We start from the raw sequence: 12,982 nt of genomic DNA on the forward strand, positions 1-12,982 counted from the left end.
GCACGTAGCGCCCCTGGGTTCAGGACGACTTGTACTGGTTCATTCGGCATTCGCGCCGCCATCCTCGCTGGCTAGATCTAACCTGCGCGCAATCGTCTTCGTGCTGCATTCAAAAAGCATTGCCAACTCCACCTTGCTGAATTTTTGTTCTGCACTAGCAAGTTGCCGCGTCAGAGTGGCTTCATCGGACTCGATCTCTGTTCGTTTTTCCGCACTAATATGCACCGAAGTTGACCGCGCCAGCTGTGTAACTGTTTGGATAGCGGTGTATCCCGAAGATGCTTGCAACAGCCGCCGTTTCCGGTATTTAGTTGCCATTGTCTGAAGCTCTGCTCCCGAAACTCCGTCGCACACCCAAGAAAGAAGCTTCGCTTCGGGAAGTGTCCTTTCCTGGTGATCGTCCAAGAATCGTCTTGCAATCTCTATCCTCTGCTCGAACTCAGGTAGCGGTACCGAAAGCTGAACTTCAAATCGTCGCCAGATAGCGGGGTCGAGAAGTGCCTCGTGGTTGGTGAGCCCGATAGTAATTCCGTGGCCGTCGCGCGAGTCCATATTCTGGAGAAGCGCATTGACTACACGCTTTATTTCCCCGACTTCGTTGGGATCGTCGCGCACTTTTGCGATTGCGTCGAATTCATCCAGCACTAGAACGCACTCGTAGCGGTTCGCAAAAGCAAACAACGCTCCAAGGTTGCGCGCGGTTGTCCCGAGATATGAGCTTATTAGCCCGTCTAGCCTTGCGAGTACGACTGGCATGCCCAAGCTTTTTGCGAGCCAGAGAGCAAGTGTTGTCTTTCCCGTTCCGGGTGCTCCGTAAACCAAGACCGACTGAGTTGCACGCATGCCGGCCTCGCCAAGGAGGGTGGCGTTCGCCCATTCCTGTATGAGTGCTTCGATGTTCTCTTGGACGGAGTTGGGGAATAGGGGCAAACTGACATGGATGTCCTCAGGCATCGTCACTGTTGCGAGGTTTGCCGAAGACTCTTTATCGACGGGCACGGGCACTGAACTCGTCAGGCGCTCTCCAGCTTCCAGAGTTGTATTGCTCTTCGCGATCCGACTTGGGGTAAGTCCGTGTTCGCGTGCGGATGTAGAAAGCGTCCTTCTGAGTGCAGCTGCCTCCTTCGTCTCGCCGGCCGCAGACATTGCTTCCGCAAGGCGCTCAATTTGGTGACGTAGCGGCGGAGTGTCATGCGCCATGGCGACACGTACTAATGACTTTAGGATAGCGAAGTGTTCCATGGGGACAGTGTACTTCAGTGTTCAGACAATATGCACTCAATACGGGACAAAATCGAGTGTGAGTGGGAGTTCACGCAGGTCGGTAGAACGAAGGCCGCTCCTAGCCGGCGCATGCCGCTGTGAGTGAGGGCGACGTGCGGAACTAACGTTCGTCGTCTTGGCGGTCAGGACCCCGCTCGGTCTTCGCAGCGAGTGGAACTTCAGCTTCGCATTCTGATTCGGGGAGCGACTCGCGCTCGTTGCTGCTTTGAGCGTCGCGCACGCGATCAACGAGTTCACGCCACGGGCCAACGAGCTGCTGCTCGGGGATGACCGCTTCGTGGGGCTCGCATCGGATTTCGTAGGTATAGCGGTCGGGCATGGTGCTGGTGGCCGGATGCTCGTGCCACGGCAGTTCCGCGATCAGCACGTACCACTGCTCGGGGTCGGGCTGCTCGTCGACAATGACATCCCACTCGACGCGGCGACCGAGGAGGCCACCGCTGCGCCACACCTGAACCTTCACACGTGCATGCTATCTCGTCACCATGAGGGCGAGGGGGAGGCGTGTGTAGCCTTGCAGTATGACTTCTGATTCACATCTCGCTCGCCTGTTTGGGCTTGACGGCCGGGTCGCGGTGGTCACGGGAGGTAGCTCTGGCATTGGCCGCGCAATCGCCCTTGCCCTTGGTGCTTCGGGGGCGCATGTTCTCGTTGCGGCGAGAACCGAGACGGCGATCGACGAAACTGTTGCCGCGATTCACGAGCTGGGCGGCACGGCAGGTGGGATCGTTGCTGACCTTTCTACCCGAGCTGGGGTCCATGCGCTGGCAGATGCGGCCGGAAATGTCGACATCATTGTGAACTCTGCGGGGATCAATCTCCGACCACCTTTGCCTGAACTCGAGGAGGCAGTGTGGGATGCCACGATGGCGGTGAACCTTGAAGCCCCCTTCATCCTCGGGCAGCGGCTGGCGCCCGGGATGGCGGAGCGGGGCTACGGTCGACTCATCCACATCAGCTCTCAGCAGGCTCAGAGACCATTTGCGAATAGCGGAGCCTATGGCGTTTCGAAGGCTGGTCTGGAAGCGTTGGCCAGATCTCAAGCGGAAGCGTGGTCGCCGTCTGGGGTGACCGCGAATGTTCTGGTGCCAGGGTTTGTGCAAACACCGCTAAACCGTCGACTCAGTTCGAATCCCGAGGTCGTCGAGGCGCTGGCCGCACGCACGCTTATTGGCCGGAATGGTTTGCCAGAGGACTTCGCGGGAGCCGTCGTGTTCTTGGCAGGCCCATCCTCCGCCTATGTAACGGGGCAACTGATCGCTGTCGACGGGGGCTTCTCGGTGCACTGACGCTGTTCCGAACGAGCATCGGCGAATGCGCCGCGGTCACGCCGCAGCAGGCACGACTCCGACGAGCGCCCAGCCCGAAATGACAGCACGGTGTTCGGCAGAGTCTTCTCCGAAGAGGGCGAGAGCCGTTTCGATTGTGGCAGCCGAGAACTCCGCGAAAGTGCTGTGGGGAGTGAGGGAACCGCCCGTGAGAGTGTCGTACCAAATCTGCCCCGCTTGCTGCCATGCAAAACCGCCGAGCGTGTCTGCGACGCTCCAGAATGCGCGATTGGGGATGCCCGAATTGAGGTGAACGCCACCGTTGTCGTCCTGAGTGACGATGTAGTCATCCATGTGGCCGGGCTGAGGATCTTTGCCGAGCACGTCGTCGTCATAGGCGGTGCCGGGTGCTTTGAGAGAGCGCAAGGCGGTGCCCTCGACCTCATCGGTGAAGATACCTTCGCCCACCAACCACGATGCATCAGCGGCGGTCGTGCCACGAGCGTATTGCTCGACAAGAGCGCCAAACACATCAGACACGTGCTCGTTGAGGGCACCGCTTTGATCCCGATAAACGAGCCCGGCCGTGTACTCGGTCACGCCGTGGGCGAGCTCATGCCCAATGACGCTGAGTGAGCGAGTGAAGCTGTCAAAGATCTCACCGTCACCGTCTCCGAACACCATGCGTGTGCCATCCCAAAACGCGTTGTCGTAGAGGTTGCCGAAATGCACTGTCGCTTCGAGCGTGGCCGAACGGTCGTCAATGGAATCCCGCTGAAAGACCTCCCAGAACAGAGCGAAGGTGTGACCGAGCCCGTCGTAGGCCTCGGTTGCCGCGACATCGTTGGTTGCCGGGGCGCCTTCTTCTCGCACCAGAATGCCGGGCAATGTTTCTGTGCCGCGGGCATCGGAGATGGCGCGCGTGATTTCACCGCGAACGCTTGGCTCATCAGGGAGCAGGGTGCGCGGAGGGAGGGTGTTCTTGCTGCGCCCGTGGTCGAGGTTCTCGTGCGCCACGTCGGTCAGCGAACGACGGGCTGCAGTGGCTGCGCGCTCGAAACGAGGATCGTCGAGGGTGGCAATCCGGGCCAGAAGAAACGGGGGAACAATTGCGCAGACAGTGTGATGGGCTGCGGGGGAAGAGAAAGCTCGCTGCGGCATCTGAGACATGCTTCATGCTGACACGGACCACCGACGGCGGCTCATGATTCCCACGGAGTGCTCAGCAACGCTGGTAACGCAATAAACCGTCAGAAATCGGCGAAAGTCCGCTCTCGGGTAGACTGAGGTGTAATCCCCCCACTTCTTCGAAGGGATCCACCATGCCAGCAATCGTCATCATCGGCGCCCAATGGGGCGACGAGGGCAAGGGAAAAGCAACCGACCTCCTCGGTAGCCGCATCGACTACGTCGTGAAATTCAACGGTGGCAACAACGCCGGACACACGGTCGTTATCGGCGACGAAAAGTACGCGCTTCACCTTCTGCCATCTGGCATCCTCACCGAAGGCGTCACCCCGATCATCGCTAACGGCGTCGTCATCGACGTCGAGGTTCTTTTTGAAGAACTGGATGCCCTGATCGCCCGTGGCGTCGACGTCTCCAAACTGCTGATTAGCGCCAACGCGCACATCATCACGAACTACCACCGCACCCTCGACAAGGTGACGGAACGCTTTCTCGGCAAGCGTCAGATCGGCACCACCGGCCGCGGAATTGGTCCGTCGTATGCCGACAAGATCAACCGCGTCGGCATCCGAGTTCAAGACCTGTTTGACGAAAAGATCCTTCGCCAAAAGGTTGAAGGTGCTCTCGACCAGAAGAACCACCTCCTCGTGAAGGTCTACAACCGTCGGGCGATCGAGGTTGACGAGATCGTCACCGAGCTGCTCAGCTACGCCGACCGTCTGCGCCCCATGGTCGCCGACACCGGTCTGCTGCTGAACCAGGCGCTCGATAAGGGCGACGTTGTGCTCTTTGAGGGTGGTCAAGCCACGATGTTGGATGTCGACCACGGCACCTACCCTTTCGTCACGTCATCCAACTCCACGTCGGGTGGCGCGGCTACCGGTTCGGGTGTTGCACCCAACCGTCTCGAGCGCATCATCGGAATCGTGAAGGCCTACACAACGCGTGTCGGTTCTGGTCCGTTCCCCACCGAACTGTTTGACGAGTCGGGCGAGTTCTTGCGCGCCAACGGTTTCGAGTTTGGAACCACCACCGGGCGTCCACGTCGCTGTGGGTGGTACGACGCCCCCATCGCTCGCTACACGGCGCGCGTCAACGGTGTCACCGACTTCGTGCTCACCAAGCTCGATGTGCTCACCGGCCTCACGACCATTCCGGTCTGCGTTGCCTACGACGTTGACGGTGTGCGCTTCGACGAAATGCCCGTATCACAATCAGACTTTCACCACGCGGTGCCGATCTACGAAGAGTTCCCCGGCTGGGAAGAAGACATCACCGGTGCTCGCACCTTCGATGACCTGCCCAAGAACGCGCAAGACTACGTGCTCGCCATCGAAAAGATGAGTGGAGCCCGCATGTCCGCGATCGGTATTGGCCCCGGCCGCGACGAAATCATCGTTCGTCACGACCTCGTCGACTAAACTTCGACACCCCAGCTCGCACTCAAGCGGCACGCACCGGAAAGATTCGGGGCGTGCCGCTTCTGCGTGCGGGTAGCCAATCCCGGGAGTGTTGGACACAAAGTCCGCAATCCGCGGGTGAAAGTCCGAAATCCGCAGGTTGGTGTCGTTGCGAAGTGGGAAGATTTCTAAGTGACCGTAACCCGCCCGCAGCACCGCATCCTTCACGGAAATTTCGTCTCCGTTGAGCCCCTGACCGAAGACCATCTCGCTGCGCTCGCGACAGTACTCGCGGTGCCGTCGGTTTTCGCTGGTGGTTATGGCGGAGGGCCGGTTGGGTTGCCCGCCGACGAAGCATCCTTCATCGAATGGATGCGCGCCGGCTACCTCGGTTACGCCGACCGGATGCCCTTCGCTGTGCGCCTCAACGCTGGTCCCGATGCCGGTCGCCTCGTTGGGGTGAGCACCCTCGGCGAGCTCGACGAAACCAACGCCAACGTACACTTCGGCTGGACCGCGTATGCGCCAGGCGTGTGGGGCACCGCGGTCAACCCCGAAACAAAGTTGCTCCTGTTGGGCTTCGCCTTCGACAGCGGCTACAACCGTGTGCGGATTCAAGCGGATGCCATCAACGAGCGTTCACGCGCAGCGATCCTCCGTCTCGGTGCTACCTTCGAGGGCATTCAGCGCAAGCACCAGCTCCGGGCCGATGGTTCGTGGCGCGACACCGCCGTGTACTCCGTCATTGATAGCGACTGGCCCGCGGTGAAAGCCGGGCTGCTTGAGCGGCTCGACGGGGCTGCCGCGCCCAGCGCGACCTCCCGCCACAGCACCGAGCAGGAGTCGCGCGCGTGAGCGCACCCGTTGCCCCCGCTGGCCGGGTCGAAAAGCACGACTCCGCATCCACTCTGGGCACAACGTTGCGCTTCGCCGCAGCCGGTCTCGTGTGGGGCTCCAGTTTTCTCTTCATGAAGGTCGCTCTGGATGGCGTGAGCTTTGGCCAAGTCGCCTGGAGTCGGGCGGTGCTCGGCGCTCTCGCACTCATCGTCGTGTTTGCGGTAAGTCGCCGTAAACTCCCGCGCCAACCCATCGTCTGGGCGCACTTCACAGTGCTTGCTTTTCTGTTTGCCGTGATTCCGTACCTGCTCTTTGCGTGGGCTGAGCAATATGTGAGCTCGGGGCTCGCGAGCATCTACAACGCCACAACGCCGATCATGACTGCGATCTTTGCCACCCTCGTGTTTCGAGTTGAAACGCTGACGCGCTCGCAGATTCTGGGCGTCACCCTCGGCATCTTCGGGGTGCTCGTGATCATTTCACCGTGGCAAGCCGGAGACATCAGCGGCAGTCTGCTCGGGCAACTCGCTTGTCTGGGCGCTGCCGCCTGTTACGGCGCCGCCATGAGCTACCAGCGCAAATTCGTCGCGCCCTACAAAGTTGCCGGCGTCACGTCAGCGACCATGAACATCGGCATCGCCGCTGTTATCTACATACTGCTCACCCCACTCGTTGCGACCGGCCCGGTGAACCTCACCCTTCCCGTCGTCGCGAGCCTGCTCGCTCTCGGAGTGCTTGGCACTGGCATGGCCTACGTCTGGAACTACCGGGTGCTCGCCGAATGGGGGCCGACCCGCACCTCCACTGTCACCTACATCACTCCCGTCATCGGCGTCATCCTGGGTTTCGTCATCTTGAAAGAAACCATGTCGTGGCACGAACCTGTCGGAGCCGTCATCGTGCTGGTGGGAGTGCTGCTGGCTCAGGGGCGGCTCACGTTGCCCACAAAGCGGACGCGTACGACACACAGCGATTAGGGCCGAAGCCCGGCAGCCATAGCTTCAGTGCGCGTTTCGGGCGATTTGCAAGAAATCCGAGATGTAGACGTTGTGTCAGCGCTGTCTGCCTGAAGTTCCTGCGAAACTTGAGCCGTGTCTTCCCCCTATTTGCTTCGCCGCGTTGGCGTCGGTGCAGCCGCGCTCGGCGTCATCGCCGCCATTGTTGCGCTCATCGTCGCGGTTTTCTCCAGCGCTGACGGCGGTGCTTCCGCAACGCCCGAAGTTCGCACCGTCAGCACCACAGCGGGAACTCTCGTGGGAGGGGAATCGATCACCATCACGGGTGCCGCTCTCGACGCTGTCACCCACGTCACCTTCGGTGGAGTCGCCGCCAGCGACGTAGTCATTGCCGACAACGGAACACTTACCGCCACGGTGCCCCCGGCCGTCGACTTTCAGCCAAACACGGTTGCTATTGAAGTGATGGCGGACACGGAACTGGTGCCCGCATCATCCTTCCTCGACTACACCTACGAAGCATCCACCCCGATCGATAAGCAGATGCACTACCTCCTTAAACACTGGGAGGACTACAACGATGAGGAGTTTGGCGACCTCAACTCCGTGGGCGGAGACTGCGCCAACTTCGTGAGCCAATCACTGCTCATGCGCGGCTGGGAAATGACCGACGAGTGGTACAACTACGACGCTGCCGCTGACTGGAGCAGCGCCTGGGGGTACGTGCCAGCCATGGAGAACTGGCTCAACTCCACTCCCGAACTCGGGGCAACGCAACTGAGCTTCAACGAGCGCGACCAAGTGAAGGTCGGCGATCTCGTGGTCTTCGACTGGAACGACAACGACTACCTCGACCACATCCAAGTGGTGTCTTCTGTAGAAAACATCGACGGCGAAATGGTCATCAAGATGGTCGGCCACAATCTCGACACCGACTACCGAGACCTCGACGAGACCATCACCGTCGACCACCCCGGTGCCACAGGACACTTCTGGAGTATCCCCTAGCAAACGCTGCTGCCGGAGCCGCCCGCTACGAGCTAAGGGCAGCGTCGACAATCGCCTTCGCTTCGGCCTGCACGAGCTTCAAGTGCTCTAAGCCCTTGAACGACTCGGCATAAATCTTGTACACATCTTCGGTGCCACTCGGGCGAGCAGCGAACCACGCAAACTCCGTCGTCACCTTGACCCCGCCGATCGAAGCGCCGTTTCCGGGAGCCTCCGAGAGCTTCGCCGTGATCGGATCACCCGCGAGCTCGGTGGCGGTGATCGCAGCACCACTCAACTTGCCGAGCGTCGCCTTCTGCTGGGCGTTGGCTGCGGCATCCACCCGCTCGTAGGCGGGATCACCAAATTCTTCAACAAGCTCGGCATAGAGAACGGATGGCGTCTTGCCGGTAACCGCGAGAATCTCGGCCGCCAACAACGCCAGCAAAATGCCGTCTTTGTCTGTAGTCCAGACGGAGCCATCTTTGCGCAAGAAACTCGCGCCAGCGCTCTCCTCGCCACCAAACGCCACTGAGCCGTCAACAAGTCCGGGAACAAACCACTTGAACCCCACCGGCACCTCGACGAGGTCGCGCCCCAGTGCGGCAGCGACCCGGTCAATCATGGAACTCGAGACGAGGGTCTTGCCGATTGCGGCATCCGGGTTCCAGCCCTCGCGGTGAGTGTAGAGATAGTGAATCGCGACAGCCAGATAATGGTTGGGGTTCATGAGTCCGCCATCGGGCGTGACGATGCCGTGGCGATCGGCGTCAGCGTCATTGCCGGTGAGGATGTCGAACTCGCTTCGGCGAGCCACGACAGAAGCCATGGCCGACTTCGATGACGGATCCATGCGAATCTTGCCGTCCCAGTCGAGCGTCATGAACGCCCACGTCGGGTCAACATCGGGATTCACGACAGTGAGGTCGAGGTCGTACTTCTCCGCAATCAGCTTCCAATAGTTGACGCTTGCACCACCGAGTGGGTCAGCGCCCAGACGGATGCCCGCCGTGCGGATCGCGTCGATGTCGATGATGTTCTCGAGGTCGTCAACATAGCGCCCGCGGAAGTCGTAGCTGCCCGCTGCCGTGTTGACTGCTCCGGCCGCGCCGACGCGCTTCACGGCCTGATTGCCGTCAGCAATGATTGCGTTCGCGCGATCAGCGATCCAGCCGGTCGCGTCGCTATCGGCCGGGCCACCGTGCGGCGGGTTGTACTTGAAGCCACCATCGCGGGGCGGATTGTGGCTGGGGGTGATGATGATTCCATCGGCCTGATCGCCGTGGTCCGCAGCGTTGTAGGCGATGATCGCGTGGCTCAGAGCAGGAGTCGGAACGAAATCATCGAACTCGTCTTTGAGCGCGAGCACACCGTTCGCGGCGAGCACATCAAGCGCCGTCGACTCGGCCGGCTGCGATAGCCCATGGGTATCGCGCCCAATAAACAACGGGCCCGTGATGCCCTGCCCGGCACGATATTCCACAATCGCCTGCGTGATGGCGGCGATGTGCGCTTCATTGAAAGCGGTATCGAGCGATGAGCCACGGTGGCCGCTCGTGCCGAACACCACCCGCTGCTCAGGGATCGAGACATCCGGAACCTGCGCGTAGTACGCCGCCACTAGCTCGGTCACATCAATGAGGTCGGATGCCTGGGCAATCGTGCCTGCGCGATCATTCATGCGCACCAGTCTTCCACCTTCGACCGCGTGGCCGTGTCATCTGGCACCCACGTAGCCCGTGCACGCTCTAAAGTCGTTGTATGGCAGCAGCAGATCAGGCCCACAATGACAGCGTCGACCCCGAAGTGCGGGAACAACTTTTGGGCGCCCGCCGCAGCATCGACAACATCGATGCGGCGCTCATCCATTTGCTTGCCGAGCGTTTCAAGTACACGCAGCAAGTCGGTCGGCTCAAGGCGACCAAGGGACTGCCCGCGTCGGATCCCAACCGTGAGCGTGACCAGATTGCTCGCCTCAAATCACTCGCCGAAGAGTCACACCTCGACCCTGCTTTTGCCGAGAAATGGTTCAACTTTGTGGTCGCCGAGGTCATTCACCACCACGAGCAGATCGCGTCGGGCGGCGAGCCCGAAACGAGCAAGTAGCCAGTCAGCCAGCCAGCCGCGCTGCGTCTTCGCGACCGCTAGATAGTTTGCCAGTCGGGGCGATTGGCCCAGGTGTAGCGGTAGTAGTCGGCATTCTGGAGTTTCGAGGCAGCCGCTTCGTCGACGAGCACGGTGACGTGTGGGTGCAATTGGATAGCGCTGCCGGGTTGGCTCGCGGTCAGTGGCCCTTCAACGGCGGCCGCGATCGCGTCTGCTTTGCCCTCGCCGAAAGCGAGCAGCACCAGGTGGCGGGCGCGCAGGATCGTGCCGAGTCCTTGAGTGAGGCAGTGCCGGGGCACATCGTCAATGCTGTCGAAGAAGCGCGCATTGTCCTGCCGGGTTTGCTCCGTGAGCGTCTTGATGCGGGTGAGCGAGGCGAACGAAGAGCCGGGCTCATTGAAACCGATGTGGCCGGTGCTGCCGATGCCGAGGATCTGCAGATCGATGCCTCCGGCATCCGTAATGTCTCGTTCGTAGTTGGCGCCGGCAGTCTCAATCGCCGGGCTGTTGTAGCCGGGAAGGTGAACGAGGCTCGGCGTGAGCCCCAGCGGTTCGACGACTTCGCGAGTGATGACGGCACGGTAGCTTTCTGGATGCCCCTCCGGCAGCCCCACGTACTCATCGAGGGCGAAGCCGCGGACGGCGGAAACGTCGAGAGGGTTTGCTTCGAGCGAGCGTGCGAGTGCTTGGTACACCGGCAAGGGCGTTGAACCTGTTGCGAGTCCGAGAACGGCATCTGGTTGCTGTTCGATGAGCGAACGGATGGCGTGGGCGGCGAGTTCGCCTGCCTGCTCACGGTGATCAACGATGACGACTTCGGCCATGGGAAAGCTCCTCAGAAAGTTGGGGGTGGTGGGGCAGTGGAGGTAGTGCGGTGCGAAAAGTCTCGGCAGCTGGGCCAACGCGGGCTAGAACAGCGTGTAACCGCCATCAACAGTTACTATCGATCCGGTCATAAAGCTTGAGGCTGAGCTCGCCAGCAGCACCGTCACCGGGCCAAGTTCGGCGGGCAGGCCATACCGTTTGAGGGCGGCCGGCTCCACGCAACTCGCCTGATATTCAGGCTGATCAACGGGAGAGGCTTCGGTGAGGATGTAGCCCGGCGCGATGGCGTTGACTCGAATGCCATGCGGTGCCCACTCCGCAGCGAGCGCCTTCGTCAACTGGTGCACTCCGGCTTTCGAGGCGAGGTAGGAGGCCTGCCAGCGCGGCTGGTTCACGATCTCGGCCGACATCGACCCCACGTTCACGATCGTGCCGCCGCCGTGCGCTGCCATGTAGCGGCCGACAGAGCGGCTGCAATTCCAGACCCCATCAAGGTTCGTCGCCATGACATCGCGCCACACGGTATCCGGCGTATCGAAAGCAGAACCGCCGATACTGATGCCCGCGTTATTGACGAGGATGTCGAGGCCGCCCAACTCAGCGGTGACTCGAGTCACCGCGGCATCGATGGAAGCGACATCCGTGACATCGAGAACGACGCCGAGGGCGCGGATGCCGCGCTGCTCCAACTGTTCGGCAGCAGCATCCGCGTCACTGAGCCTGCGCGCGCAGACGGCGACCGTCGCTCCTGCCTCGCCGAGTGCCTGGGCGAGAGCGAAACCGATGCCCCGATTGGCTCCGGTGACTAGAGCCACGCGGCCCTTGAGCGAGAAGCTGTCGAGAACGGTGCTCATGCCGACACGATCTGGTTCACGGTATCGGCATCAAGAATGCGATCGAGCACTACCCGTGCGGCACCCATGATGCCGCCGCGCTGTTTAGCCTGAGTGACCTCAACTTCGAGCCCATCCGTGGCCAAAGGAAGGCACTCGGTATAGATCGCCGAACGCACACCAGCGACGAACGCGCCCGCTTCGGCAAGCGTGCCACCGAGAACAATCCGCTCCGGATTAGAGAAATTGACGACGGTAGCTAAGACGGTACCGGTGCGCATCCCGGCCTCGCGCAGCATCTGAGTGGCCAGCGGATGTCCATTGCGCGCAAGCTCAAGCACGCCCAGAGTGTCGTCGACCGCAACAGAAGCTGACTGCAGGCTCGTGACGATTGCAGCTCCGCCGGCTACGGCATCCAAACAGCCGTTTCGACCGCACGAGCACGGCGTTGCCGGAGCGCCGTGCACGGTGACATGACTGATGTCGCCGGCCATTCCATGGTGGCCATGATGAAGCTCGCCGCCGACAATGATGCCACCGCCGATGCTCGAACCGGCCTTAATGAAGACAAAGTCATTGACGTCTTCGTTGCGGCTGATGTGTTCGCCGAGGGCCATGAGGTTGGCGTCGTTGTCAACGACAGCGGGCACTCCTGACAGGCGGTGAAGTTCTGCGGCAACATCGAGGCCATCCCAGCCGGGCATGCGCGAGGGGGAGATCAGGATGCCCTCTGGCTGGCTAATGGGGCCAGGAAGGCCGAGTCCGATTCCGATCACGCGACTGCCCGGCTGCGCGTGTTCCGCGACCAACCGCTTCGTCATCTCCACTACCCACGGGAGGATAACGTGCGGCCCGTCTGCGATGTCGATGTCGGTGTGCTGCTCGGCCAATAGTTCTGCCCGCATGTCGAATAGCCCGAGTGAGGCGTGGCGGGCACCGAGGTCTACGCCGACGATGAGGCCGCCGCTGGGGTCGACCTCAAGCTGCCGAGGGCGCCTACCGCCGTGGGAATCCCCACTGCCCGCTTCGCGAAGGTAGCCAGCTTCGATCAGCAGTTCCACCCTCACAGCGACGGTAGTCGGTGACAGTCCAGTTGCTCGGGCAACTTCGGCTCGAGACGTTGCGCGCCCATTGCGTACGAGGGTGAGGATGCCGCCGGGGGAGCCCGCTGTGTTGGACAGCGGTGGCGTCACGGGTTTCGGCATCGGTAACCAATCGGGTCGGTGTGAGTACGAGTGTAGTGAGTCACGTTAGTGCATTATTGGAGTAAGTTCTAGTCAAATTGCACACAACGTAAT

Annotated in this window: 13 protein-coding genes; 6 read left to right on the top strand and 7 right to left on the bottom strand. The window is 61.1% G+C overall.

Annotated features, from left to right (window positions below; all coding sequences use genetic code 11):
* Positions 1-39: 39 nt before the first annotated feature.
* Positions 40-1,242, bottom strand: a complete 1,203-nt coding sequence (locus AACZ26_RS02085) for an ATP-binding protein (RefSeq protein ID WP_339618733.1) — start codon at positions 1,240-1,242, stop codon at positions 40-42.
* A 142-nt stretch (positions 1,243-1,384) separates the two neighbouring features.
* Entirely contained in the window at positions 1,385-1,747 is a 363-nt protein-coding gene (locus AACZ26_RS02090; RefSeq protein WP_339618734.1) for a protealysin inhibitor emfourin, read from the bottom strand.
* Between the two features lie 58 nt (positions 1,748-1,805).
* Here AACZ26_RS02090 and AACZ26_RS02095 point away from each other — a divergent pair, with 58 nt between their 5' ends.
* The gene (locus AACZ26_RS02095; protein ID WP_339618735.1) at positions 1,806-2,573 is read left to right on the top strand and encodes an SDR family oxidoreductase; all 768 of its coding nucleotides are present in this window, start codon (positions 1,806-1,808) and stop codon (positions 2,571-2,573) included.
* A 36-nt stretch (positions 2,574-2,609) separates the two neighbouring features.
* Here the strand turns inward: AACZ26_RS02095 and AACZ26_RS02100 are convergent, their stop codons facing one another.
* Positions 2,610-3,722, bottom strand: coding sequence for a M4 family metallopeptidase (locus tag AACZ26_RS02100; protein ID WP_339618737.1), 1,113 nt, complete (start codon positions 3,720-3,722; stop codon positions 2,610-2,612).
* 152 nt (positions 3,723-3,874) lie between these two features.
* Here AACZ26_RS02100 and AACZ26_RS02105 point away from each other — a divergent pair, with 152 nt between their 5' ends.
* The 4 genes from AACZ26_RS02105 to AACZ26_RS02120 all read left to right on the top strand — a co-directional run bounded on the left by AACZ26_RS02105 (position 3,875) and on the right by AACZ26_RS02120 (position 7,941).
* Positions 3,875-5,161 carry an adenylosuccinate synthase gene (locus tag AACZ26_RS02105; protein ID WP_339618739.1) on the top strand — a complete coding sequence of 429 codons (1,287 nt, stop codon included), beginning with the start codon at positions 3,875-3,877 and terminating at the stop codon, positions 5,159-5,161.
* Positions 5,162-5,332: 171 nt separating this feature from the next.
* Entirely contained in the window at positions 5,333-5,995 is a 663-nt protein-coding gene (locus tag AACZ26_RS02110) for a GNAT family protein (protein WP_339618741.1), read from the top strand.
* Positions 5,992-6,954: a DMT family transporter gene (locus tag AACZ26_RS02115; RefSeq protein WP_339618742.1), complete on the top strand. Its 963-nt coding sequence runs from the start codon at positions 5,992-5,994 to the stop codon at positions 6,952-6,954. The genes AACZ26_RS02110 and AACZ26_RS02115 overlap by 4 nt, the downstream gene beginning before the upstream one ends.
* A 114-nt stretch (positions 6,955-7,068) precedes the next feature.
* Positions 7,069-7,941: an amidase domain-containing protein gene (locus AACZ26_RS02120; RefSeq protein WP_339618744.1), complete on the top strand. Its 873-nt coding sequence runs from the start codon at positions 7,069-7,071 to the stop codon at positions 7,939-7,941.
* Positions 7,942-7,966: 25 nt separating this feature from the next.
* Here the strand turns inward: AACZ26_RS02120 and pgm are convergent, their stop codons facing one another.
* Positions 7,967-9,601, bottom strand: coding sequence for a phosphoglucomutase (alpha-D-glucose-1,6-bisphosphate-dependent) (gene pgm, locus AACZ26_RS02125; protein ID WP_339618745.1), 1,635 nt, complete (start codon positions 9,599-9,601; stop codon positions 7,967-7,969).
* Between the two features lie 80 nt (positions 9,602-9,681).
* On the opposite strand from pgm, the gene AACZ26_RS02130 reads away from it, so the two are divergent.
* A complete protein-coding gene (locus AACZ26_RS02130) occupies positions 9,682-10,026 on the top strand; it encodes a chorismate mutase (protein WP_339618746.1) in 345 nt (114 codons plus the stop codon).
* Positions 10,027-10,064: 38 nt separating this feature from the next.
* Here AACZ26_RS02130 and nagB read toward each other — a convergent pair whose 3' ends face one another.
* From nagB to AACZ26_RS02145, 3 genes are all read right to left on the bottom strand, one after another.
* Positions 10,065-10,850, bottom strand: a complete 786-nt coding sequence (gene nagB / locus AACZ26_RS02135; protein ID WP_339618749.1) for a glucosamine-6-phosphate deaminase — start codon at positions 10,848-10,850, stop codon at positions 10,065-10,067.
* 84 nt (positions 10,851-10,934) lie between these two features.
* Positions 10,935-11,705: an SDR family oxidoreductase gene (locus AACZ26_RS02140; protein ID WP_339618750.1), complete on the bottom strand. Its 771-nt coding sequence runs from the start codon at positions 11,703-11,705 to the stop codon at positions 10,935-10,937.
* Entirely contained in the window at positions 11,702-12,889 is a 1,188-nt protein-coding gene (locus tag AACZ26_RS02145; protein ID WP_339618751.1) for an ROK family transcriptional regulator, read from the bottom strand. The genes AACZ26_RS02140 and AACZ26_RS02145 overlap by 4 nt, the downstream gene beginning before the upstream one ends.
* Positions 12,890-12,982: the final 93 nt, after the last annotated feature.

Source organism: uncultured Salinibacterium sp. (genome assembly GCF_963974405.1).
Lineage (GTDB): Bacteria > Actinomycetota > Actinomycetes > Actinomycetales > Microbacteriaceae > Rhodoglobus.

Excerpts from the sequence above, each read along its gene's own strand:
- AACZ26_RS02095 (WP_339618735.1), top strand. The coding sequence starts at position 1,806 with ATGACTTCTGATTCACATCTCGCTCGCCTGTTTGGGCTTGACGGCCGG.
- AACZ26_RS02085 (WP_339618733.1), bottom strand. The coding sequence starts at position 1,242 with ATGGAACACTTCGCTATCCTAAAGTCATTAGTACGTGTCGCCATGGCG.
- AACZ26_RS02105 (WP_339618739.1), top strand. The coding sequence starts at position 3,875 with ATGCCAGCAATCGTCATCATCGGCGCCCAATGGGGCGACGAGGGCAAG.
- pgm (WP_339618745.1), bottom strand. The coding sequence starts at position 9,601 with ATGAATGATCGCGCAGGCACGATTGCCCAGGCATCCGACCTCATTGAT.
- AACZ26_RS02130 (WP_339618746.1), top strand. The coding sequence starts at position 9,682 with ATGGCAGCAGCAGATCAGGCCCACAATGACAGCGTCGACCCCGAAGTG.
- AACZ26_RS02140 (WP_339618750.1), bottom strand. The coding sequence starts at position 11,705 with ATGAGCACCGTTCTCGACAGCTTCTCGCTCAAGGGCCGCGTGGCTCTA.
- AACZ26_RS02100 (WP_339618737.1), bottom strand. The coding sequence starts at position 3,722 with ATGTCTCAGATGCCGCAGCGAGCTTTCTCTTCCCCCGCAGCCCATCAC.
- nagB (WP_339618749.1), bottom strand. The coding sequence starts at position 10,850 with ATGGCCGAAGTCGTCATCGTTGATCACCGTGAGCAGGCAGGCGAACTC.
- AACZ26_RS02145 (WP_339618751.1), bottom strand. The coding sequence starts at position 12,889 with ATGCCGAAACCCGTGACGCCACCGCTGTCCAACACAGCGGGCTCCCCC.